General features: G+C 62.6%; 21 protein-coding genes, 1 tRNA gene and 1 other RNA gene. 14 read left to right on the top strand and 9 right to left on the bottom strand.

Features of this window, described 5'->3' with window-relative positions:
- Nucleotides 1–377: 377 nt before the first annotated feature.
- From VHO05_RS02010 to VHO05_RS02000, 3 genes are all read right to left on the bottom strand, one after another.
- A tRNA-Leu gene (locus VHO05_RS02010) sits at nt 378–464 on the bottom strand.
- Between the two features lie 116 nt (nt 465–580).
- Nucleotides 581–1,309, bottom strand: a complete 729-nt coding sequence (locus tag VHO05_RS02005; protein ID WP_329644939.1) for a ceramidase domain-containing protein — start codon at nt 1,307–1,309, stop codon at nt 581–583.
- Nucleotides 1,310–1,736: 427 nt separating this feature from the next.
- Nucleotides 1,737–2,264, bottom strand: a complete 528-nt coding sequence (locus VHO05_RS02000) for a thioredoxin family protein (protein WP_329644938.1) — start codon at nt 2,262–2,264, stop codon at nt 1,737–1,739.
- Between the two features lie 204 nt (nt 2,265–2,468).
- Between VHO05_RS02000 and VHO05_RS01995 the strand changes: the two genes are divergently transcribed.
- Nucleotides 2,469–4,733, top strand: a complete 2,265-nt coding sequence (locus tag VHO05_RS01995; RefSeq protein ID WP_329644937.1) for a bifunctional diguanylate cyclase/phosphodiesterase — start codon at nt 2,469–2,471, stop codon at nt 4,731–4,733.
- A 23-nt stretch (nt 4,734–4,756) separates the two neighbouring features.
- Here the strand turns inward: VHO05_RS01995 and VHO05_RS01990 are convergent, their stop codons facing one another.
- Both VHO05_RS01990 and VHO05_RS01985 read right to left on the bottom strand, forming a co-directional pair.
- A complete protein-coding gene (locus VHO05_RS01990; RefSeq protein WP_329644936.1) occupies nt 4,757–5,758 on the bottom strand; it encodes a tetratricopeptide repeat protein in 1,002 nt (333 codons plus the stop codon).
- Between the two features lie 134 nt (nt 5,759–5,892).
- On the bottom strand, nt 5,893–6,483 hold the full coding sequence (locus VHO05_RS01985) for an acyloxyacyl hydrolase (RefSeq protein ID WP_329644935.1): 591 nt from the start codon (nt 6,481–6,483) through the stop codon (nt 5,893–5,895).
- A 183-nt stretch (nt 6,484–6,666) separates the two neighbouring features.
- Here VHO05_RS01985 and VHO05_RS01980 point away from each other — a divergent pair, with 183 nt between their 5' ends.
- Together VHO05_RS01980 and VHO05_RS01975 are read left to right on the top strand one after the other, a co-directional pair.
- Nucleotides 6,667–7,098, top strand: coding sequence for a DUF2852 domain-containing protein (locus tag VHO05_RS01980; protein WP_329645418.1), 432 nt, complete (start codon nt 6,667–6,669; stop codon nt 7,096–7,098).
- Nucleotides 7,099–7,308: 210 nt separating this feature from the next.
- The gene (locus VHO05_RS01975; protein WP_329644934.1) at nt 7,309–8,079 is read left to right on the top strand and encodes a sensor histidine kinase; all 771 of its coding nucleotides are present in this window, start codon (nt 7,309–7,311) and stop codon (nt 8,077–8,079) included.
- Between the two features lie 23 nt (nt 8,080–8,102).
- On the opposite strand, the gene VHO05_RS01970 is transcribed toward VHO05_RS01975, so the two are convergent.
- A complete protein-coding gene (locus tag VHO05_RS01970) occupies nt 8,103–8,939 on the bottom strand; it encodes a pentapeptide repeat-containing protein (protein ID WP_329644933.1) in 837 nt (278 codons plus the stop codon).
- 266 nt (nt 8,940–9,205) lie between these two features.
- Here VHO05_RS01970 and VHO05_RS01965 point away from each other — a divergent pair, with 266 nt between their 5' ends.
- A complete protein-coding gene (locus VHO05_RS01965; protein ID WP_329644932.1) occupies nt 9,206–9,478 on the top strand; it encodes a hypothetical protein in 273 nt (90 codons plus the stop codon).
- A gap of 27 nt (nt 9,479–9,505) precedes the next feature.
- Here the strand turns inward: VHO05_RS01965 and VHO05_RS01960 are convergent, their stop codons facing one another.
- Entirely contained in the window at nt 9,506–13,117 is a 3,612-nt protein-coding gene (locus tag VHO05_RS01960; protein WP_329644931.1) for a hydantoinase B/oxoprolinase family protein, read from the bottom strand.
- A gap of 82 nt (nt 13,118–13,199) precedes the next feature.
- Here VHO05_RS01960 and VHO05_RS01955 point away from each other — a divergent pair, with 82 nt between their 5' ends.
- From VHO05_RS01955 to VHO05_RS01930, 6 genes are all read left to right on the top strand, one after another.
- Nucleotides 13,200–13,970 (top strand): TerB family tellurite resistance protein, encoded by a 771-nt coding sequence (locus tag VHO05_RS01955; RefSeq protein ID WP_329644930.1) that lies wholly within the window; start codon nt 13,200–13,202, stop codon nt 13,968–13,970.
- A complete protein-coding gene (locus VHO05_RS01950) occupies nt 13,967–14,755 on the top strand; it encodes an N-acetylmuramoyl-L-alanine amidase (protein ID WP_329644929.1) in 789 nt (262 codons plus the stop codon). Before VHO05_RS01955 ends, VHO05_RS01950 begins: the two co-directional genes overlap by 4 nt.
- A gap of 185 nt (nt 14,756–14,940) precedes the next feature.
- Nucleotides 14,941–16,302, top strand: coding sequence for a glycerate kinase (locus tag VHO05_RS01945; RefSeq protein ID WP_329644928.1), 1,362 nt, complete (start codon nt 14,941–14,943; stop codon nt 16,300–16,302).
- A 76-nt stretch (nt 16,303–16,378) separates the two neighbouring features.
- An RNA gene (gene rnpB, locus VHO05_RS01940) (RNase P RNA component class A) lies at nt 16,379–16,771 on the top strand.
- Nucleotides 16,772–16,915: 144 nt separating this feature from the next.
- Entirely contained in the window at nt 16,916–17,188 is a 273-nt protein-coding gene (locus VHO05_RS01935) for a hypothetical protein (protein ID WP_329644927.1), read from the top strand.
- A 157-nt stretch (nt 17,189–17,345) separates the two neighbouring features.
- A complete protein-coding gene (locus VHO05_RS01930) occupies nt 17,346–17,630 on the top strand; it encodes a hypothetical protein (protein ID WP_329644926.1) in 285 nt (94 codons plus the stop codon).
- A 70-nt stretch (nt 17,631–17,700) separates the two neighbouring features.
- On the opposite strand, the gene VHO05_RS01925 is transcribed toward VHO05_RS01930, so the two are convergent.
- Together VHO05_RS01925 and VHO05_RS01920 are read right to left on the bottom strand one after the other, a co-directional pair.
- Nucleotides 17,701–18,111 carry a diacylglycerol kinase gene (locus tag VHO05_RS01925; protein ID WP_329644925.1) on the bottom strand — a complete coding sequence of 137 codons (411 nt, stop codon included), beginning with the start codon at nt 18,109–18,111 and terminating at the stop codon, nt 17,701–17,703.
- 102 nt (nt 18,112–18,213) lie between these two features.
- Nucleotides 18,214–19,173 (bottom strand): alpha/beta fold hydrolase, encoded by a 960-nt coding sequence (locus VHO05_RS01920; RefSeq protein ID WP_329644924.1) that lies wholly within the window; start codon nt 19,171–19,173, stop codon nt 18,214–18,216.
- Nucleotides 19,174–19,547: 374 nt separating this feature from the next.
- On the opposite strand from VHO05_RS01920, the gene VHO05_RS01915 reads away from it, so the two are divergent.
- The 4 genes from VHO05_RS01915 to VHO05_RS01900 all read left to right on the top strand — a co-directional run bounded on the left by VHO05_RS01915 (nt 19,548) and on the right by VHO05_RS01900 (nt 23,103).
- Nucleotides 19,548–20,051, top strand: a complete 504-nt coding sequence (locus VHO05_RS01915) for a division/cell wall cluster transcriptional repressor MraZ (RefSeq protein ID WP_329644923.1) — start codon at nt 19,548–19,550, stop codon at nt 20,049–20,051.
- Nucleotides 20,048–21,031, top strand: a complete 984-nt coding sequence (rsmH, locus tag VHO05_RS01910) for a 16S rRNA (cytosine(1402)-N(4))-methyltransferase RsmH (RefSeq protein WP_329644922.1) — start codon at nt 20,048–20,050, stop codon at nt 21,029–21,031. The genes VHO05_RS01915 and rsmH overlap by 4 nt, the downstream gene beginning before the upstream one ends.
- 69 nt (nt 21,032–21,100) lie before the next feature.
- Nucleotides 21,101–21,391 carry a cell division protein FtsL gene (gene ftsL, locus VHO05_RS01905; RefSeq protein ID WP_329644921.1) on the top strand — a complete coding sequence of 97 codons (291 nt, stop codon included), beginning with the start codon at nt 21,101–21,103 and terminating at the stop codon, nt 21,389–21,391.
- Nucleotides 21,392–21,408: 17 nt separating this feature from the next.
- Nucleotides 21,409–23,103 carry a penicillin-binding protein 2 gene (locus VHO05_RS01900; RefSeq protein WP_329644920.1) on the top strand — a complete coding sequence of 565 codons (1,695 nt, stop codon included), beginning with the start codon at nt 21,409–21,411 and terminating at the stop codon, nt 23,101–23,103.
- The last annotated feature ends 70 nt before the right edge of the window (nt 23,104–23,173 follow it).

Here is a 23,173-nt window from a genome sequence, read left to right as displayed (position 1 = left end):
AGTGTGCCGACTTCGACAGCGCGCTCGAAAGAAAACCCCGACTCGATCACCGACGACTCGGATGCCCAGATTGTCGGGATCAGAAGGGCGTATTGCTTCGAGCCCGTCGACCAATCATGGTTGCCGGGGCGAAACGCCGCCGCTTATTGGCTGCCAACTGGACGGCGGATGAGCGCGCTTCTGCGCCAGCCATCACCACCCAAACGGGTCTGCGTATCGCGGCCGAGAGAAGCGGCTGCGGCCTACGCACATTTGCTTCCCGACCCGCAGAAATCGCCAAAAAAGTGGTCGCTAATTGGTCGCTAATATTGAAAACATCGTTCATTTCAGCACGAACCGCTCTGAACAGCACGAACCGCGTAACTCATTGATTTTATTGGTGCGGACGGTGGGACTCGAACCCACACGACGTTGCCGTCTCAGGATTTTAAGTCCTGTGTGTCTACCGATTCCACCACGTCCGCTGAGCCGTCGAGCTGGAGTGCGCCAGGAAGCGTACCGAACGACGCTGTTTGCCTGACCCCTGCGCCCCCTTATGCGACAGGCGGGGCGACAGCTCAAGGTATGGCTTGCTTGTTGTTCATACGTTCCCCTTGTCGTAGGGGCGGCCATGAAGAATCGAGGCGCGCAGCAGCAAGTAGAGCGTCAGCGCGTTCAAAACGTGCCACAGAAAATGGGTGCCGAACAGATGACCGCCCACACGGCTCAGCTCGCATAGTTCGAGATCAAGGGTGCGGAACGTCATTGAGACAAGGAAGACGACCGAAGCGACGCCCAATAGCCGCCAGGCGGGATGGCGGATCAGCGCCAGTCCAAGGGACGAGGCCGCAAGCGCAATGAAGGCTGGTACATAGGCAATCGTGCCGTTCAGACAGCGCGCCCCGCTACGGGCTGTGATGGGCAGCAAGCCGGCCTGCCGGCATTCGATGGTCGCTGCATAGCGGATCGTGAGAAAAAACAGGGCTAGTCCGATCAGGACAAAGAGCCAGTTCAGTCCCAGATAGCGGCGCAACAAATATCCGAAGTAGGTAAGCATAAACACGGAGATCGGGATCTGATCAGCGAGCGACGCCCATCGCGTTGCATAGGTATGGAAGAGGAAACTGCCGATACCGATAACATACGTGATGGCAACCAACGCCGCGGCCGACGCCGTGCGGCGTTCGGGCGGCGCGGCCAAGTAATCTCGGGTCGCGACCATAGCCGCTATAATAAAAGCCGCATTGGTCAGGGCATTGACCGGCTCAGCCCAAAAGGAGGGATCTTGGCCACGCTCGCAGTAGAGGAAGATCTTTTCGCCGAGATTCATGGTGATCCGCTTGTGCCTTCGCAAACACATCGGTTGCATTTGCGTTTGCTTTGCCGCGCCGGCTCCCTATCATGCCTTATTCGGAGCGTGGGGTATCCCGCGTCCTCACTTTAGCAACGGCCAACGGCTCATGCGACGCTTCTCCTTATCCTGCCTTTTACTCGTTGGCGCGATCGGTGATGCGGACGCCACAGAGTCCTTGAAACCGGTCAAGGCCTGTAGTGCGTGGGGCCACGGCTGCATCGTTGCACCACTGAGGCAGGGCCGTTTCGGGCTTCAGGCCCGCCTTGACCGCGGCACGTGGATCGATTGCCGCGGGAATCAACCAGTCGATTGCCGCGATACGATCCGCGACGACGTTCTCGACTTCTGGGAAACTCAGAACGAGAAGGCTCTCATCCTACGCTAACGGGGAGCGTGCCCGGTCTCAGTTTTCCGCGCGTCTGTCGGGCGCCTGCGGGGCAGACGTCTTGCCCGTTGCCTTTTGCATGAGGGTGCGTAGCTCAGTCGGGTCGTCAAGGTCGATGGTGTGAGGATACTCGGAATCCTTCCCGACCGCGTCCGGAATCACGTCCCCTTCGGCCGTATAGAAGATCGTACGCGGAACATACGTGCCGTCAGGCGAGAAGGCGCCGTTCGCATCGGGATCCTTGTCCACGTCCACCAGGATCATCACGAAGCTTTTCGATGCCGCGACAACGCCCGGATCCTTCCAGACGTGACGGTACCGCTTGCAGGAGGTACACCAAGACGCGTGAAAGAGCATCACGACCGGCTTGCCGGTGCGGCTCGCTTCCTGGATGCCTGGCCCGACCTCTCGCCAATCGATCTGAGATCCGTTCCAGAGCTCCGCCATATTGGGCTGGCGGGCCGCAGCAAATCCGCCGGCGCACACCAGGAGTGCGGCTACAATAGCGAAAACGGAACGGCCAGCCGTGGTGCAAATGCGTTGCATGAATGAGCTCCTTCCAGGGGGATCTTTTCCTGCTTTCCGGCGTCCAAAGCAAGACGGGACCGGGCACGGGAGCCCTGGCTTCTCGGCACGCTCCGGCCCCTCGGGACATGATTTTATCAGCAGTTAACTAACCGATATCGCGCATTCATTAAGTATCAGAGCTTAGTCTCGCCACACTATTGGACGTGGCAGGACACCTCCCTCGTGACCTCGTTTGAACTTTCCGCACCCTCGGGCGAAACAGGTTCCCGAACCGACCGTTCCTTGCGCGTGCTCTCGGTAGGCAGCGTGCTCGCGTTCCTCGCCGCGACATTGCTCGTGCTTGGCGTCGTGCTGTGGTCTGCGACGCGGGCCGATCAGGTCGCGCGAGAACGATTGCTGCAAACCGTTTCTTTTGCCGTCGCGCAGAGCGCACTGAAAATTCCCTACGACCAAGAGAGCGTCGCCATTTGGGACGAGGCTGTCCTGAACACCCGAAACGCGTTCAACCCCAAATGGGTGAACGATAACCTCGGCGTGTGGATGTACGACTATTTCAAGCATGACCACGTTTATGTCGTCGACGCGAAGAACCGCGTCTCCTACGCGATGACTAACGGCAAGCAGACCGATGTCGGCTACGGCATTGCCGACGCCGAGATCGAACTGCTCGCAACGACGCTGCGCAAAAAGATTTCTGCCGGTGCGCTCGATGCCTTCGAGGCTGGAAAGGCGCGCATTCCCCGCGCGGAGGATTTTGCAATCCTGGATGGGCGGCCTGCGCTCATCAGCGTCATGCCGCTCGTCCCCCATTCACCCGCTGTTGCGCAGGAGCGGGGATCGGAGGTCTTGATCGCCAGCGTCCGCTTTCTCGATGGCAGCTTCCTCGCGGATCTCGGAACGGCCCATCTCCTCGAAGGCGTCCGCTTTTCAGCGACCGACGACGTGAAGCTCAGCGAGCAGTCCTATACGCTTAGAACGGAAGACGGCGCGTTTATCGGGCATCTCGCCTGGACGCCGCAGCTTCCCGGATCGACGATCCTCGCGGATGTCCTGCCATTTCTTGCCGCCGGTCTCGTCGGCATCGGCATCGCCATCGCGTTTCTCATTCGCGATCTCAAGCGTACGTACACCAACCTGATTACCAGTGAAGCCCAGGCTACGCATCTGGCGTTTCACGATACGCTGACTGGACTTCCGAACCGCGCCTACTTCCGTCGCCGGCTCGACGAAGAGCTCAGCGCATTCCGAGGCGAGGGACAAGATCTTGCGCTGATGTGTCTCGACCTCGATCGGTTCAAGCAGGTGAATGACACGCTCGGCCATGCTGCGGGTGACATGCTGCTCTGCGAAGTCGCAGCGCGGCTACGCGGAGCCTTGAAGGCTGGCGATCTGCTCGGCCGGATCGGCGGCGACGAGTTCGCCATCCTCCTGAATGACTTGCAGAACAAGGAAGACATCGAAGCGCTTTGCCGCACGATCGTTTCCGCCATGTCGCAGCCGTTCGAGATTGCGAGCAACCAAGCAAGCATCGGAATCAGCATCGGCATCGCAATGACACCGGAGGCCGGCGTTACGCGCGGCGAGCTCGCACGCAAGGCCGATATCGCTCTCTATCAAGCGAAAAAAGACGCGCTCCAGCACTATAAGTTCTTCGATGAGAACATGAACGAGGCCGCCCAGCAGCGCCATGCGCTCGAAGCCGAGCTTCGCCAGTCGCTCGAAACAGACACCGCGCTCGAGGTTGTCTACCAGCCGGTCTACCATGCCGGCACGCTTACTGTTTCAAGCGTCGAGGCGCTCGTGCGGTGGAACCATCCACGTCTTGGCTCCGTCTCGCCGCTCGTATTCGTCGGCCTTGCCGAAGAGTGCGGATTGATCGACCAGCTCGGTGAATGGGTCCTGCGCCAGGCGTGTGCAACGGCGCAATCCTGGAGCGTGGATGTCGTCTCGGTCAACGTATCGCCCCTCCAGTTCCGTCAACCAGACTTCGCGGAACGCGTGCTGGGCGTTCTCGACGAAACTGGCCTGCCGCCGAACCGGCTCGAGATCGAAATTACCGAGAGTACTTTGCTCGACGCATCGGATGCTTCCGGCCGCTCCTTGAAGGCGTTGCGGAGCGCGGGTGTCAAGATTGCCCTCGACGATTTCGGCACGGGCTACTCTTCGCTCAGCTATCTCATGAAGCTCGAGATCGACCGGATAAAAATCGACAGGTCGTTTGTGCGTAACCTCGGCGACTCCTCGCAATCCAACTCGATCGTGCAAGCCATTGTGACGATGGCGCACGCTGTCGGGGTTGCGGTCACGGCCGAAGGCGTAGAGACACGAGCGCAACAGGATTTCCTGTCGCAAATCGGCTGCAACAACCTCCAAGGCTATTTGCTGTCGCCGCCGCTCTCCGCTCTCGGGCTCGTCGAGGTCTTTGCCCGCAACGGAGAGCACCTTGTCGCCGAGCCGAACAACGCGGCGGGCGCGCGAGCGGCCTAGGCTCGCCACCCCCTAGGGTTTTTCTAAGGGCAGTCGACCGCAATCGTTGTTTCTGCGGAAGGGATAAACCGGCGGCACTTCGGCGGCTCTGTCTCACTCGAAGTCTTCTGCGGAGGTGGCGTAGCCGATGGGGCTTGCGCGACCTTGTCTTTGATCTGAACGCCGCCAGGAAGTTCCGCAAGGCGCTTTCGCGCTTCTTGCTGCGCCGCGCGAGCCTCCAACGATTTTGGAACAATCTCCAACGCGCGCATGAAGCTCTTTGCGGCGGCGTCCGTTTCGCCGCGCTCCGCGTGGATCCTCCCCCTCAGCTCATGCGCCGAGATATTGTTATCCTTGCGGGCCAACGCGATTTCGAGATCAGCCATCGCGGCGTCACTGTTCTTCTCGCGATAGCTGATAAGCGCGCGGGCGTAGTAGGCGCTCCCTTCATCTGGCTTCGCTGCAATGGCTTTGTCTGCGGCCATACGCGCAGGCGTTTTCTCTCCCATATCGGACAGGACGAGCGCGCGCATGACCTCCACTTTGGCGTCGCTGGGATCGAGATATCCGGCGCGCTGAGTCGCGGAGAACGCCTCATTCAACTCGCCGCGCGCGCGAAACAGCCGAGCCCGATTCAAGTAGGCTTCTGCGACCTCGCCCTTCTTTTGCACATAGCGGTCCAGATCTGCGAGTGACTGCTCGCGATGACCGAGGTCATGCTGGATAACGGCTCGGCTGTAGTAAGTGTCGGCATAGCCGGGATTGTAGGAGATCGACTTGTCGAAATCCGCCAACGCCTTTTCGGTGTCCCCCGCGTTGAAGTGCGACCAGCCGCGATTGTAATGGCCGATGTAGAACTGCTCCTTCGGCAACCGGCCGCTGTTCATCACACGCGTGCAAGCGGCGGCGCTGGATTTACGGTCCGATGCCGTACAGTCTGAGAGATCCTGAGTCATTCCGGCAAAACCAGGTGTCGCTATGGCAAGCAGGCAGGAGGCAAGGCTCGCTCGCTTGAGAAGCCCCGACTGCATCCTCGTTCGCTGCATGGTCTACTCCCTCCGTTCACCGGGCCGACGCCGGCCGAATTTTCAAGTCGGAGTGGGCAGTCTGGGACTTTCGGTGGTAGCGCACTGTTCCCACCGGAACAGAGGGAAGCAAAAGGACCGTCGGCACGTCGAGATCAGAAGCGATAGCCGTAGCGAAGGCCGATGCGATCAAGCCCTTCGTTGGGATCAACCGTGTAGGCATTCGACATATGCTCGAAGTAGGCGGAGATGCTGTTGTGCGCATCGAGCCGGTAGCCAATTTCCAGTGGAATGTGGAACAGGACGCGCGAGCCCAGCGCTTTGCGATCGAAATCTTTCAGCTCGAGCTGGCCGTCGTGCACAGTCCCACCCAGCCCCAGGCCAAAGAAAATTCCCGACGGTGTCTCATATTGCCACCGTGCATCGACATAGATGTTGCTCGTGCCGCCCTCGGTGTTGACTGACGCACCAACGACGGGCCGGATCGCTCCACCTAGAAACACCACCGAGGGCGACAGCAGCGCCTCGAAGTTTAGTGCGGCCGAGTTCGATTCCGCGCGAAAGCCGCTCCAAAGGTCCGGCACGTCGTGAGCCAGAACTCCGACCTTCAGCTCCTCGATCCAGCCGTCCGCTAGAGCGGTGGTTTCCGGAGCGAGTGTCAGGAGCGCGAACAACGCGAGACAAACAAGGGCGCGCGAGGACACGGCATTGGGCATCTGGACACCGATGACGATTTTCTCCGCCAACGTTCTCTCACTTCGCACGGCCCTGCGTCTTACATCGGCGTAATCTCTTCCTATTTTCAGATCGCTGTGTCCGTCGCGCTTGAGGGTCGAGGCATCAAAATAACGAGCCCCAGGACCCTTGACGAAAACCGGCGCTTCCTCCAAATATGTTAATGTGATAAACATTCACATGAGGGTTTCGTGATGCACGACATGGTTCTGAAGCTCGACGATATGGGCCGGCCGGCGTGGCTCGCGCTCATGGTGGTGAGCTTTATCCTTTTCTGGCCGCTGGGACTTGCCGTCCTGGCCTTTCTTCTCTGGAGCGGACGCATGGGACACGGTTGGGGTTGCAACCGCAGTCGCTGGCAACAGCGCTTTGCGGACAAGTGGGAACGGCGGGCACAGGAGGCGTGGCGCGGTGGCGGCTTTTCGTCCTCAGGCAATCGCGCCTTCGACGAGTATCGTGAAGAGACGCTGAAGCGCCTTGAAGACGAGCAACGCGAGTTCCGCGCCTTTCTCGAACGCCTGCGGTTGGCCAAGGACCGGTCCGAGTTCGATCAGTTCATGGAAGAACGGAAGAACCGGCCTTCGGGGCCTGCCTCGGAAGGCCCCTCTCCCGCCCCGCAGACCTGACGCTTAGCCGTCAGTCAAAAGACAATGGGCCGGCTCGAAAGGGCCGGCCCATTGTTGTTGGGCACAATGGCGCGCGATACAGCCGTTAACGGCTCGGAAATGCTGCCGACGAAGAAAATGCTCGCCGGTTTCCTCGTCGCGTAACGATTTCGTCATCGGGTGCCCCATAGTTTCTGAACACTGATCGTTTTGCCTGCTGGAGACTATTCGATGCTCGCGCGCCGCGGGGTCGTCGCATGCATCCTGGCTGTTCTTGGAACAACTCTGATCGCGATACTCGTGATCGGAAACGACGATCTGCGCCTTCTCTACGCAATCGCGCCGTATGCGCTTCTCTTCTACGCGGCTCTCGCGTTTCTCGCGAGCGAAGCGTCGCTCTCTTTTCGGCCTGAGCACACCGGAGAATTCCATACTCTCGGTGCAAAGGGAGGTCTCCCGGCCCTGACAGGCATCGACGACCTCGTTGGCATGCTCGACGACACGCTCAAAATTGCGCGCGATGTGCCTGTCGTCGCAACTCTCGAGCCACTTGATCTCACGGCACTTCTAAGAACCTTAGCCAACAATATGAGCAGAGCGCGCCTGACGCTGCCCCCGACCGCCGTCCCGCTTCAGACGTTGGCCAGCCCGCCCGCTCTTTCGCGTGCTCTCGACATTGTCCTCGAGAACGCGTTGTCCGGTAGCGCGCGCGTTTCGATTTCCTACGACCATGGCACGACGGCGCTCGTCGTTCACGTCGACACCGATGGGCCAGGAATCGCGCGCGACGATCGCACGCGCGTTTTCGAGTGGCACTACTATATGAGCACCCCTCCTTCCCGGCAGGTGGGCTGCCGCGCGGAGCTCGTCATTGCACGGCAGATCGCACGCGCGCACGGCGGTGATATCACGGTTGCCGCCTCTCCGATGGGGGGAGCGCGCTTTACCGTTCGGCTGCCCCTTCTCCAAGCGCAGGATATGCGGCTGGCGGAAGCGTCCTGATCTCGGCCTATCTATCGGGCACTCTAGCGTACCGCCTTGTCGAGGTTCAGGGCTCGATCGAGCCCCGTTGCGGTATCGAAACCTTTGACACCTGCCAGATTGGCACCGTCGAAGTCCGCACCGGTTACATCGGCGCCCGAGAGATCCGCACCTGAAAAATCGACCTTCGACAGGTCGGCCTCGCTCAAGTTCGCGCCGGTCAGGTCGGCCCCAACGAGACTCGAAAACGTCAGAACAGAGCGTGTGAGGTTCGCGCCGCGCAACGAGGCACCGGAAAAATTGCACGACTTGAGAATGTTGCGCGCCAAGGTGACAAGTGTGCCTTGCCCCGGCCGCCCTTCGAGCGGGCTGAAATCAGCTGCGGCGAGATCGGCGCCGCGAAAATCCGCTCCCGAGAGATCAGCCTGTACCCGAATCCCGGATAGGTTCGCCCCGGCGAAGCGCGGGGCATCCGCGTAGCTGTTCTGCATGTCGGAATAGACGGTCGGCCGAAAGATCGTCGTGCCGCGAAGGTCGGCGCCGGATAGATCGGCCCGGATCAGCACCGCGCGATCCAGACGCGCGTTGGAGATGTCCGCACCTTTCAGATTGGATCCGGTGAAGTCGACGCCATAGAGATCGGTTCGCGCCAGACTCGCCTGCTTGAAATCCAGCCCCGAGAGATCGAGATACGTCAAATCTCGGCCGGCATAGTCCAGACGCTCGCCCGGTTTGGCTTTGAAGAGCTGCTGCGTGATCTCCCGGACCGTGAAATCTGCGTCCGGCGAGACGTTCTCTTCCGCACAAGCAAAGCCCGCGACCAAGCTTACGCCCAGCGCAACCGCGCACATCCAACCGTGCCGTGGAAGAACAGCCGCCATGATCTGCACTCGCTGCGCTGCGGCCCGCCAGCCGCAGTCTGATCAATCTAAATGATTCCTTCGCGGCCTCGAGAGTTCAAGTGCCATGTTTCGCTGTGGGTACATGCGCAGAGCACCTCGACAAAATTCTCGAATATATAAAACTTTAGCTGCTGCATGCGCTTCCCGTTAATTCCTGCGCGGCACAGTCCACAGATGACGGAGGTGTTAGTCCGTCGCGGCAAGGCTGGCATGCGCAAATCGTCGACATGCCCCTTGGAGGACAGATGATCAACTCGGCTTTGAGCGGCGTCTCGGCGCTACAGACCTACGAGAATCGCCCGGCGCGGGCCGAGATCGACCTTTCGCCTCGGAATCCGGAAATTTCCGAGGGCGGCGGCCAAGACGAGCGCGAAACGAGCATCGCCAATCTCGTCCGCCTCAACATCACGGGCGAGACGGCAATCGAGCAGGCCCGGCAGATCAAGACGCAGCTTGCCGAGCAGCCCTTCAGCATCGCCAACGACGAACCGCACTTCGTCTTCGCACTGGTCAGCTGATCGGAGCCACCACTCGGCATTTGACTGTTAGGTCTCGCCTACTCCGCCACCGGTGGGTGTGGAGATGAGGATTGCATCGCCAGCGTCGACTGCTGCACTCGCAGCGCCGGAAAGTTCGACGCGCGTGCCGTCCTTGCGCAGAACGGCATTTCGACCAGCCTCCCCAGGAGCACCACCCAGAAGGCCAAAGGGTCTCACCTTGCGATAGCCCGATAGGATGGCGGCGCGCATGGGCTCCAGGAAGCGGATCACGCGCAGCGTGCCGTCGCCGCTTGCCCAACGCCCCTTACCGCCCGAGCCGCGGCGGATCGCGAAGCGATCGAGCACCACGGGATAGCGGCTTTCCAGGATCTCGGGATCGGTGAGACGTGTGTTCGTCATGTGGACGTGCACCGCCGCGGTGCCGTCGAATCCGTTGCCGTAGCGGTCGAAGCCCGCGGGCGAGCCGGAGCATAGCGTCTCGTAGTACTGCACGCGATCGTTGCCGAAGGTCAGATTGTTCATGGTGCCTTGGGCCGAGCCAAGCACGCCCAGCGCTGCGAACAGGGCGTTGGTGATGACTTGGCTCGTTTCGACATTGCCGGCAACGACGGCTGCAGGATAGCGCGGCTTCAGCATCGAGCCGTCCGGAACGATGATCTTGATTGGCCGCAAGCAGCCGGCGTTGAGCGGGATCGGCTCGTCGAGCAGGACACGTACGACGTAGAGCACTGCGGCGCGCACGACGGGCTCGGGTGCGTTGACGTTTGTCGGCTGCTGCGGCGAAGTTCCTGTAAAGTCGAACGTCGCTTCGCACCGCGCGCGATTGATCGCAACGCGCACCTCGACGGACCAGCCGCCATCGGTCTCGACCCGGAACTGTCCATCGCTCAAGCGGCCGATGAGCCGGCGCACGGCTTCCTCCGCATTGGTCTGAACGTGGCCCATGTAGCTCGAAACCACATCCTCGCCGAATTCGCGAACAAGACGCAGAAGCTCCGTGCGGCCCCGCGCGTTGGCGGCGACCTGCGCTTTCAGGTCTGCAATATTCTGAGCTGGGTTGCGCGCCGGATACTTGGCCCCCGTGAGCAACGCGTACGTTTCCTGCTCGAGGAAACGGCCGTCCTTCACCAATGGCACGCAGTCGATATAAACGCCCTCCTGCTCGATGGTCGTGGCATCCGGGCTCATCGAGCCAGGAGCCGTGCCGCCGATGTCGGCGTGATGGCCACGGCTTGCGACATAGAAGGACGGTGCCGTCGCACCTTCAAGGAAGACGGGACTGACAACGGTGATATCCGGGAGATGCGTGCCACCCGAGTACGGCGCATTGAGCATGTAGGTGTCGCCCGAGCGCATCGCTGCACCACGCTCACGGATCACCGTCTCGACCGCGCTCTCCATGCTGCCGAGATGCACAGGCACGTGCGGTGCGTTGGCAACGAGTTGGCCATTGCCGTCGAAGACCGCGCACGAGAAATCGAGCCGCTCCTTGATGTTCACCGACTGGGCCGTAGCGCGGAGCGCCTCACCCATCTCCTCGGCAAGGCCCATGAACAAATTGCCGAATACCTCGAGCAGCACGGGATCCGCGTCGAGCCCAATCTTCTCCCGCACCTTCGCCGTCGTGCGCGTCAACACGAGATCGCGGCGTGGGGTCAATTCGGCGGACCAGCCGGTCTCGACGATGACGGTCTGGTTGGCTTCGGTGATGACGGCAGGGCCTTCAAGCGTTTGACCGGGCGCGAGGCCGTCGCGGCGCCACACCTCGGCGTCGCGCCAGATGCCCTGCGAATAGAAGCGCGTGCGCGATTGAGGCCCGTCGGCTGAAGCATTTGTCCCGGCGATAATTTCTTCTGGAACATCGCTGCCTCCTTCGGCTTCAACCTCGACCAGCGCGATGAAAATGCGCTTCTCCGGCGAGACGAAGCCGAAGCGTTGCCGATGCGCGGTCTCGAACACATGCTGCATGGTTTCGACATCCGCCAGGGGCACGGGCAATGCGACTTCGGTGGCCTCGTAGCGCAGATGCAGCCGCACCGTGGCGCTGAGCCTGCCAGACTCCGCGCCTTGGTGGACCAGCTCATCGGATGTTTCGGCCCGCATTGCATTGGAGAGCCCCTGCGCCTCGGCAAGCCCCTCCTTATTGAGCGGAGTTTCGAGCGAGCGTTCGCGACTTGCACGTACGGATGAGAGGCCGATGCCGTAGGCCGAAAGCAAACCGGAGAGCGGGTGGATCAACACCTGGCGCATGCCGAGCGTATCGGCCATCAGGCAGGCGTGCTGTCCCGCCGCCGAGCCGAACGCGTTGAGCACGTACTGGGTGACATCGTAGCCGCGCTCGACCGAGATCTTCTTCACAGCCTTGGCCATGTTCTCGACGGCAATGCGAATGCAGCCGTCCGCCACCTGCTCCGGTGTGCGCCCGTCTCCGATCCTGCCTGCAAGCCCCCTGAAGGCGCTGCGGACGCTCTCCACATCGATGGGCGCGTCGCCAGCGGGACCGAACACGTGCGGAAGGAAATCCGGATCGAGTTTGCCAAGCATGACATTGGCGTCGGTGACCGTCAGCGGCCCGCCACGGCGGTAGCACATGGGCCCGGGATTGGAGCCTGCGCTTTCTGGGCCAACCTGGAGCCGCCCGGCGTCGAACTTCAGGATCGAGCCCCCGCCTGCGGCGACCGTGTGGATGCGCAGCATCGGCACACGTAGACGCACTCCGGCCACTTCAGTTTCGAACGTGCGCTCGTAGTCGCCCGCAAAGTGCGCGACGTCGGTGGACGTGCCACCCATGTCGAAACCGATGACACGGGTGAAGCCCGCACGACGCGCGGTCTCCGCCATGCCGACCACACCGCCCGCAGGTCCCGATAAAATCGCGTCACGTCCGTGAAAATGCGCGCGCGTCTTGAGGCCACCGGACGAGGCCATGAATAGGAGGCGCGTTTCGAGGTCACCGGTGAAAGCACCTGCAACGCCGTTCGCATAGGCGCTCAGGATAGGTGAGAGGTAAGCATCGGCGACCGTTGTATCGCCACGGGGTACGATCTTGATCAGCGGCGCGACCTGATGGCTGACGGAGATCTGCGTGAAGCCAGCGGCGCGCGCGAGCGCTTCCGCCTGCCATTCGTGCTCAGGATGAGCGAAGGCGTGCATGAAGACGATGGCGACACTGTTGAAGCCTTCGCGCCGGGCTGACGCGAAGTCGGCTGCGAGCTTGCCCTGATCGAGAGGCTTCTCGATCGTGCCATCGGCGCGGACGCGTTCGGATGCCCCAACCACGCGGCTGTAGAGCATGTCCGGCTTTACGATGCGGCGGGCGAAGATGTCCGGGCGGGCCTGCGTGCCGATCTCGAGCTGGTCTTCGAGGCCTTCCGTGATGACCAGGACGGTTGGCTCGCCCTTGCGCTCCAACAGAGCATTGGTAGCCACCGTGGTACCGATTTTGACGGACGCGATGCGCGCTGCGGGAATCGGCTCATCCGGAGCCAACCCGAGAAAGCGGCGAATGCCGGCGATGGCCGCGTCCTGGTAAAGACCCGGCGCCTCCGACAACAGCTTCAGCGCGGATACCCGGCCTTCCGGCGTCACGGCCACGATGTCGGTAAACGTACCGCCGCGATCGATCCAGAATTGCCACGCTGTGCTTTCGTGCCCCATCCGCCTCACCGGTAAAGTCTGCAGAATGGGTGGCTATCGGCGGGTTTAGCCAGCGTCAACCGCCGATTATGAAATTTAGTCCATGCCCTTCATCATTGGCGCGGAAGCGGGTAAGCATTCGTCCATGCCCCTGGACTGCCTTTCCGACATCGTCGAACCCGAGCGCGATCCGCGTTTGCGGGCGCGACTTGCCGACCGCCTCGACCCCTGGTGGCCGGCCCTGGCCCGCTTGGTGCGTCCCAAACCCGCCCATCAGACCGCGGCGTTTTCCGCGGCCGTCATTGCGCTCGCGGCGAAGATGGCGAAGGCGGACGGCGTGGCCGTTAAAGTCGAGTGCCAGACGTTCGAACGCTTCTTCGAGCCGTCGCCCGACGAAGTGCCGATGATCCGCCGCCTCTACGAGCAGGCGAGCCAGGATACGGCAGGTTTCGAAAGCTACGCCGAGAGCATCGCGCGGATGCTCAAGTACGAGCCGGATCTCAAGGTCAACGTACTTGAGTGCCTATTGATGATCGCCTGCGCGGACGGCATCCTGCATCCGGCCGAAGAGGTATTCCTGCGCACGGTGGGACGTACGTTCGGAATTACATGCGACGAGTTCAAGCGTATTCGTGCGCCTTTCGTGCGCGACATGGACAATCCGTACGATGTGCTCGGGATCGCGCCCTCGGCTTCGCAGCAGGAAGTGAGATCGCGCTATCTGGAGCTGGTCCAACGCTTCCATCCGGATCGCCTCATGGCGCGGGGCGCCCAAGCTGCGCTGATCAAGGCCGCGACCGTGAAGCTTGCAGCGATCAATACAGCCTACGAAGCCATCGTCGACGGCCGACGGTTCGAGGGAGGCCGCGCGTGACGGTCAGCCTCATCCCAATTGCGCGGCCAGACAGCCTGCTCGTCGCCGACCTGCACCCTTCTCCCAACATCGAGCCGCGCAAACCCGGCTATGCGCCGTCGATCCTCGTGATGCACTACACCGGACTGCCGACGGTCGAACGGGCCATCGACGTGCTGTCACGGCCTGATTGCAAGGTCTCCTGTCACTACGTCATCGACGAGGACGGGCGGATCATTCAGATGGTGGCCGAGGAGGCCCGCGCATGGCACGCGGGTGTTTCGTACTGGGGCGGCGAAACGGACATCAACTCCGCCTCCATCGGCATCGAGATCCAAAACCCCGGTCACATGCTGGGCTATCCCGATTTCCCGGCGGTACAGATGCGGGCCGTCTCCGCCCTCGCGCGCGATATCACGCGCCGGCACGACATCCCACCCCATCGCGTTCTCGCTCATTCGGATATCGCCCCCGGGCGCAAGATCGACCCCGGCGAGAAATTCGACTGGCCGTGGCTCGCCGGGCAAGGCGTGGGGCTCTGGGTTGCACCGTCTCCCGTCGACGAAACCGAGACGCCCTGCACGCTATCGAGCGTCGATGTTGCGCAAGCGCGGGATTTCCTGACCGCCTACGGCTACAAAATTGATCTCAAAGGATCTTTTGACTCCGACATGCAGACTGTCGTGCGGGCGTTCCAGCTTCACTTCCGCCCGGCCAAGACGGATGGCAAGTTGGACCGCTCCACGTTGGATACCCTGTCGCGACTTTGCGCAGCGGCGGGCCTCAAAGATGGCCGGATCGTTTGATTAATGCTGACAATTGAATGCACGCGCTAAACGGCTTGGACTGTGGATCTCCTCTATACTTCGACCTTCTGTCGCGGACGCGGCCTCTGGCCTCGATGCCGTAGAGTGTTGCATTGTGGGGCCACCCTGCCCGGGGGAAAACAAGAAGACGGGCAGACGTGGGTAGGGAACAAGGAATTCGCGCAATGAAGATCGTCATCGCCCCAGACTCCTTCAAGGAGAACCTGACCTCTCTCGAGGTGGCGAGCGAGCTGGAGACGGGCCTGCGCCGCGTGTGGCCCGATGCCGAGTACATCAAGATTCCGATGGCCGATGGCGGCGAAGGCACTGTGCAGTCGCTCGTCGACGCAACCGGCGGGCGCATCGTGAAGTGCGCGGTCACCGGTCCGCTCGGCCAGAAGGTTCTGGCCTCTTACGGCCTGCTCGGCGACGGCCGCACAGCCGTGATCGAAATGGCGGAGGCCTCGGGCCTGCCTCTGGTGCCAAAGCCCGAACGCGATCCTTTGCGCGCAACCACCTACGGCACGGGCGAACTCGTTGCCGACGCCATCAACCGCGGCGTCGAGGAAATCATCGTGGGCCTCGGCGGCTCAGCCACCAACGACGGCGGCGTGGGATTCGCGCAGGCGCTCGGTGTGCGCTTCATCGATCAGAATGGCGCTGCGATTACGGAGCCCCTCGGCGGTGGCCGGCTGGAGGACATCCATGCGATCGATACCCGCGAGATGATTCCGGGCCTAGCCAACGTGGCCATCAGCGTGGCGTGCGACGTTACCAATCCCTACACCGGCGAGAAGGGAGCCTCTGCGGTCTATGGCCCACAGAAGGGCGCGACGCCGGACATGGTGCAGACGCTCGACCGCAATCTCGCGTACTTCGCCGCGCTCATCAAACGAGATCTCAACAGGGATATCGTCGAGCAGCCCGGCGCGGGCGCGGGCGGCGGCCTCGGCGGCGGATTGCTCGCCTTTACGAACGCAACTATGAAACGCGGCGTTGAACTCGTGGTCGCCGCGACGAAGCTCGACGCGCACATGAAGGGCGCTTCGCTTGCGATTACCGGCGAAGGCCGCGTCGATTTCCAGACCGCATTCGGTAAGACGCCCGCCGGTGTCGCCGCGTGCGCGCGCCGCCATGGCGTGCCGGTCGTCGCCATCGGCGGCGGGCTCTCGGACGACGCGCACGGCGTCTTCCAGCATGGCATCGACGCCATCGAGACCGTAACGCCGAGCCCGTTGCCGCTCGAAGTCGCAATGGCGAAGTCGCGCGAGTATCTGCAGAACGCGGGCGAGCGGCTCGCACGCCTCATCGTCATCGGCCAGCGTATGGCGGCAGACGCGTCGATACTCGTCGCGGAGGCGCCCGCTCCTGCCGCAACAACGCCTACCAGTCTCGACAGTGCCGGACCTCAATCCGTCGTGACCCAGCCGATGGCGAAACGCAACAAGCCGGTGAAGCGCTTCCTGCGCGCGAAACGCGTTCAGGGGCTGACGCGCGCTGCCGTGGAGCTGAGCCAGCGCCGCCAGCGCCTGCAGCCGCAGACGTAGGACCCAAGTCGCACGTTCATCGGTTTGCGACACCACTCTTGACGTGGGGATCGGGACGGCCCTTATGTGCCCGTTGTCAGCCGGCTGGACGGCCGCTGCCGCCTCAGGTTACGGCCTCGGGCGGTGGAGGAAAGTCCGGGCTCCATGGAGACAGGGTGGCGGCTAACAGCCGCCGGGGGCGACCCCAGGGACAGTGCCACAGAAAACAAACCGCCCGCCGGGCTTCGGCCCGGTGCGGTAAGGGTGAAACGGTGCGGTAAGAGCGCACCGCGCGTCCTGGTAACAGGCGCGGCACGGCAAACCCCACCCGGAGCAAGACCAAATAGGGGTGGCCGCGTGCGGGGAAACCCGGCACGGAGGCGCGTCTTCACGCCAGTCACCCGGGTTGGTTGCTTGAGGCGCTCAGCAATGGGCGTCCCAGATGAATGGCCGTTCGCGACAGAACCCGGCTTACAGGCCGGCTGGCAATTTCTCTCCTGTCACGGCTTGCGATGTACTGTCGCCATAGTCTTGTTTTACTTCGTCATTCCATTAATTCGTCGCATCGCGTCAACCAAAGGACGCTATGGGCGTTAACCCCCCGTCGGCTCAAATACTAGAAGGACATTCCCCTATGAAAGCGATCCTCCCTCTGGCCGCAGTGCTCGTGCTCGGCGCGACCCCGCTTCTGGCCCGTGACGATAGCTTCTCGTCGGACCCTGTTCCGGCCCCGCACCACGCTGGACCTCCGCCCGGTGGCCTCTATGCGCGCATTGCTGCGCATTACGGCCCCATGGGCCGCAACGTGAAGGAAGAGTTCCGCGACGGCCCCTGCAAGATCACGCGGGAGTGGGAAAGGGACGGCGACTATTACGAGCGCATCAGCTGCCGCGGTCCGCGCGACTAACGGCCATTTCAACGGTCCTTTTCTTTAGACCCATACGACGCGCTTCGGGCCTTTCCGGTCCGGAGCGCGTCCACCATAGGACGGAGGTCTATTTGACAGAGCGGTCCGTCCGGTTTTCTCATCTCCCCAGTCCGCGGTTTCACTGAGGAGTTCGCGTATGAACCGCATCGTGACTGGCCTTATCCTGCTCGTCGCGTCTAACGCACCCGCCCTCGCCGGCCATGACCGGTACGACGACGACTATTACGAGCAGCGAAGCTGGCGCGACTATCGCGCCTACTACGGAGCGCCTGCCTATCGCGCGCCCGCCTACGAGGTCTACATCCCCTACGGCTACTATTTCGCGGACGAGCCGGATATCTACGGCCCGAACTGCCGCATCGAGCGCAAATGGCGGCGCGGCTACTACAAAGAACGGATCGAGTGCGACGACGACGATTGAGCGTCGCGCACGCTCATCGAATTCAGATTGAAACGCCGCTCCCTGAACGAGCGGCGTTTTGCAAGTGAGCCTAGAGCGGGCGGCCCTTGCCGGTCAGCAGCCACTTGGGGTCGAACCAGCGGTCGGCCGGGCCGTCGTACGGCAGGCGCGTGATGTCCCAATGCATGATGAAGGGAGCGTAGACGTCCCACAGGGCCGGTCCGCCGCCGATGAAGACGACGCGATCGGCGAATTCCGCGAGCACGTCTTCAGGTTTTTCGTGCGAACGAGCAACGCGAAGCGTCATCTCCTTGGCGGCGAAATCCGGGACAGCGCCGATGGTCTTCGGGCCGGCGATCAGCACGTGCCCGCGCGTAATATTGAAGAACCGCTCGACGTCGGCCCTGAACTCGGGGCGCGGATCGCCCTCCCAGGGAAGCTCGCCGTGCAAGCCAAGCTGGCCGCTCAAACCGATGGCGCAAATGCAGCGCACGTCGCTCATGCCGTCTCCGCGGTCTGCCGCGTCCTCTTTTCGTCAGTGTTTGCGGAGACCTAGTTCATCTCGCGAAGATGCTCAAGCCGTCTTTGGCGAAGCGATCATGGTCTAGCGCGCGATGAAGGCGTTGAGGGTCTTCAAAAGCTGCTTCGGCCGCTCATGCTGGGGCAGATGGTGGCAGCCTTCGATGATAGACAGGCGCGCGCGAGGGAGCGCGGCGGCGAGCTTCCGGCCGGCGCTCAGGGGCACGATCGGGTCCTTGCGGCACCAGACAACCAGGACCGGTTGCTCCAGCGCCTTGTAGCGCTTCGCGATCGCATCGGCATCCGTCTCCATGACGATCGTACGCGCGGTCGCGAAGAACGCCTGCATAGCGGCCGGATCGCGATAGGGTGCCGCGTACCCCTCGATATTCTCGTCCGACGTCACGCTGCCGCCGCTCGCCTCACGCAGCAGAAGGCGGGCCAGAGCCTCCGGCGAGAGCGCGGACGCCAGCGTATCTGGAATGACCGGTGTCTTGACGAGATCGAGATAGCGGGCCGTGGAGCGCGGAAGCGCCGGAGATCCGATAACCGCGATGCGCCGGATCCGGCCGGTTCCCCGAATGCCCTCGGCAAGCGCAGTGCGCAAGGCGACCGTTCCTCCGAAAGAATGGCCGACGAGAGCGATGTCATCGAGGTTCTTGTCGAGGATGAAGCGGGCCACAAGAGCGGCCTGCGCATCGGCGGAGTAGGCCGCGTCCTGGGGCTTGTCAGAGCGCCCGAAGCCCATCAGGTCCAGCGCGATGACGCGATAGCGGGCGGCGAGCGCAGGCATCACGTCGTGCCACGTAAAGCTCGACTCGCCGAGACCGTGCAGCAGCAGAACCGTTTGTCCGGAGCCGCGCTCCTCGAAGTAGAGGCTCACCGGGTTCTGCCCGGGCGCTGACACCACGATGCGGGCGCCCTCGCCCTCGGGAATGACCGGCTCCGGAGCAGGCGCGGCGGCCTGGCTCAGGCCGACCAGCAAGGCGCAGGCCAGCACGGAGCCGGCGATCAAAGTCCTTCCCCGGCCCCACAATCCGTTCACGCGTTGCTCCTTCGCGATGTCCCTCGACCGAGAATATCGGGTGTGACTGCGGCGGACGGAAGGTCACCGCGGCCTGGCCGCCCCGACTTATCCGTCCCGTGATTTGCCCACAAATACGGGCCTTCAGCCCTGCAAAATCCTTAACGATCCATTGACGCCCATACCGAACCATGGCATCCCATATATGCCCGACCGCACCGGGCAAGGGCCCGTGGTCGTGGCGCCTGCTTCGAGAGAGGGCCGAAGCACGAGCGACCGCCACGGCCCAGCCCCGGGCGCGGGCACCCACGGGTCTTGTTGGATCCGCAATCGATTTTGGAAGTCCTGCAAAGCGTTCCTGAAGTGGCGTTGAAGAAGCGAGGCTCGATAAGGGGATGGACCGCTTTGTCTCAACGTTCACAAACAAGATCGACGCCAAAGGACGCGTCTCAATTCCTGCGCCTTTCCGCGCCGTCCTCGAGCGCGACGGATACAGCCAAGGCAGCGTCGGCGGAATCTATTGCTACCCCTCGATCGATGCTCCGGCCCTTGATGCAGGCGGCGAGAGACTTGCGAAAAAGATCGACGGGCTTCTCGCGGGCTTGCCGGACTATTCGGACGAGCGAGACGAGCTCTCTGTCGCACTCTATGGCGACGTCCAGGTTCTCGGCATCGACGGCGACGGGCGTATCGTCCTTCCTGAAAGCCTTCGCCGCCACGCCTCTCTTCAGGATCACGTCACATTTGTCGGCCTTGGCGACAAGTTTCAAATGTGGGCTCCAGACGCGTTCGAAGACCGGCGCGCGCGAGCCCGCGAAAAAGCTCAAGAGCACAGAAAACTTTTCGGAGCGGGGAGCGGCCACCGCAACGGCGGTGGCGACGAGGGGGCACGGGAATGACGCCTCGGAGCACCGGCGGGGAACCGGAGCACCGGGACGTGCGGGCACATATTCCCGTGCTCATCTCGGAAGTGCTGGAGACGCTGCAGCCAACGGCCGGCGAAACCTACATTGACGGAACATTCGGCGCGGGCGGATACACCCGCGCCATTCTGGAAGCGGCACCCTGCCGCGTGATCGCGATCGAGCGTGATCCCACTGCATTCACCAACGGCCAGCAGCTCGTCCAAGATTTCGGCGGACGCCTGACGCTCGTTCCCACGACATTCAGCGATATGGAAACTGCGGCGCGTGAAAACGGCGCCGATGCGGTGGACGGCGTCGTGCTCGACATCGGCGTTTCCTCCATGCAGCTCGACGATCCGGCGCGCGGCTTTTCCTTCATGCGCGACGGGCCGCTCGACATGCGCATGTCGCAGGATGGTCCCTCAGCAGCCGATGTCGTCAATTCCATGGCTGAGGAAGATCTCGCCAATATTATTTACGAATTCGGCGAGGAGCGGCGCTCTCGCGCCATCGCGCGAACGATTGCCAAGGCGCGTGCCGACGCGCCATTCTCCACGACAAAACAATTGGCGGAACTTGTAGAGCGCGTGCTTGGGCGTGCGCGCGGCGACGAGAAGCACCCCGCGACCCGGACGTTTCAGGCGCTGCGCATCTACGTCAACGACGAGCTTGGCGAACTCGAGCGCGGGCTGGCGGCGGCAGAGCGTCTGCTCAAACCCGGCGGGCGCCTTCTAGTCGTGACCTTCCATTCGCTCGAAGACCGGATCGTCAAGCGGTTCCTCCAGGAGCGTTCCGGCAAGACGGCAGGTGGCTCGCGCCACATGCCCGGGCCGGTTGGCCCATCTGTGGCCCCAAGTTTCCGAATTGTTAATACTCGCGGATTTACACCTAACAAACAGGAAACGGACGCGAACCCAAGAGCCCGCTCGGCGCGGCTGCGTGTGGGGATCCGAACGGACGCCCCCGCGTGGTAGCTCGAACGTGGCTGGGAACGATGCCCGTCTTGCGTCATCTTCTCGTTCCTTGCCGTTGAGGTCGATGTCATGCATCCGCTTACCGTTTCGGCCGCGTTCATGGCCATTTCGAGCGCCTTTCTTCTCTACGGCCTCAGTTACGATACCAAGCAGCTCGAAGCGCGTGTGGCCGCCCAGGAACGCAAGGCCGATATCGCACGCTCGGACATCGCGGTGCTGAAGGCGGAGCGGGCCCATCTTGGCCGCCCTGACCGGATCGAGCCGCTCGCCCGCGCCCAGGGGCTCGTACCCCTCACCGATAAGCAGCTCGTCAATCAGGGTCCCGCAGGCGAGATCCGCACCGGGGCAATCTCTCGATAAGGGGATGCGGGGCGAAGATGACCGGCGCGGCCAAGCGCAAACCACAGACGCACCCTTCCGACACCGATCTGTCGCAGGGGGAGGCTAAGCGTTCGCCCGCTGCCCTGCGAACGCGGCTCGTCATGCTCGGCATGACGGTGCTGTTTTCGTGCGTCGCCGGACAGCTCGCCAGACTGGCCGCAAGTCCTAGTCCGGAGATGGTGGCGGCCATCACCGAACCGATGGCGCGCAGCTATGTGCGCCCCGACATCCTCGATCGCGGCGGGCGCCTTCTCGCTACCGACATCGAGATGCCGTCGCTGTTCGCAGATCCCTCGCAGGTTCAGGGCATCGATGACGTGACCGAGCGCCTGGGCCCCGTATTGCCGGACCTCCAACAGGGTGAGTTGCGCCGTCTGCTTGCAAGCCGCGACCGCCGCTTCGTTTGGATCCGGCGCGGCATCGCTCCCAAGGTTGCGCAGCAGATCCACGATCTCGGGTTGCCCGGTTTCGATTTCCGCATGGAGTTGAGGCGCGCCTATCCCTTGGAACGCCTCGCGGGTCATGTGCTCGGATCGGTCAACGTCGACAATCGCGGCTCGAGCGGTATCGAAAGGACGATCGACGAGACGATTGGCGTCGAGCCTACGCTTGGCGCGCCTTCAAACGCCGGAGTGCCTGTTCGCCTGTCAATCGATCTCGGCGCGCAGCATTCGCTCGAGGACGAATTGGCGTCGGCGATGGTCCGCTACGAGTCGAAAGGTGCTGCTGGCTTGGTCATGGATGTGAGGACCGGCGAGATCCTCGCTTCGTCGTCGTTGCCGGGCCAGGATCCTGCGCGCGCCTCAGAAGTGCTCGATCCCGGCCGCCTCGACAAGATCCAAGGCGGGACCTACGAGCTCGGTTCGATCTTCAAGACACTGACCGTGGCCATGGCACTGGACAGCGGTAAGGCCAAGCTCGACACCGTGCTCGACGTGACCAAGCCGCTCACGGCCGGCAAGTACACGATCAAGGACTTTCATCCCGTCGGCCGTCCGCTCACGGTCTCGGAAGTGTTCCTCCATTCGTCCAACGTCGGTTCCGGCATGCTGGCGCTCGCTGAAGGCGTGGAGGCGCAAAAGGCGTTTCTCGCGAAGCTGGGCCTGATGCGCGAGATGCGCACCGAGGTGGGCCCTGTGGCTGCCCCCCAGCTCCCCAAGCAGTTCGGGCGTGCCGAGCAAATCACGGTGGCCTACGGACACGGGCTCGCGGTCGCTCCCATTCAGTTCGCGGCGGCAGCGGCGGCTATGGTCAACGGCGGTAGGGCCGTCACACCCACTTATTTCCGCAGGCGGAGCGACGCTCCGCCCGGCAATCGGATCATCAGCGCAGAAACCAGCCGAAGCCTGTGCGGTCTCTTACGGCGGAACGTGAGCGAGCGCGGCGGCACAGGCTTGCGCGCCGACGTTCCAGGGTTCCGAGTTGGCGGCAAAACCGGCACGGCTGAGATGCCAGGCCGTGGCGGCTATCAGGAGAAGTCGGTCGTTTCGTCGTTCCTCGCCGCCTTCCCGATGGACGACCCTCAGTATCTCGTGCTGATCCTCATCTTCGAGCCCAAGGGCAACAGCGAGTCCGGCGGCGAGGTGCTCGCGGGCCGCAACGCGGCGCCGACCGCTGGGCGGGTCATCACGCGTATTGCCCCCCTCCTCGGGGTGAAACCTGACGGGGACGTCGCAACAGTGTTGCCTTAACGCAATTCACACTGCTCATGACCCATAGTGGGTGCCTTGGCCCGTCGAGTTGAAGGCACATCTCCGTCAT

The sequence above is a fragment of the Hyphomicrobium sp. genome, from assembly GCF_036262015.1.
Taxonomy (GTDB): Bacteria; Pseudomonadota; Alphaproteobacteria; order Rhizobiales; family Hyphomicrobiaceae; genus Hyphomicrobium_C.
Note: the sequence above shows the minus strand (reverse complement) of the source record. Positions and strands in the feature narration are given on the sequence as shown.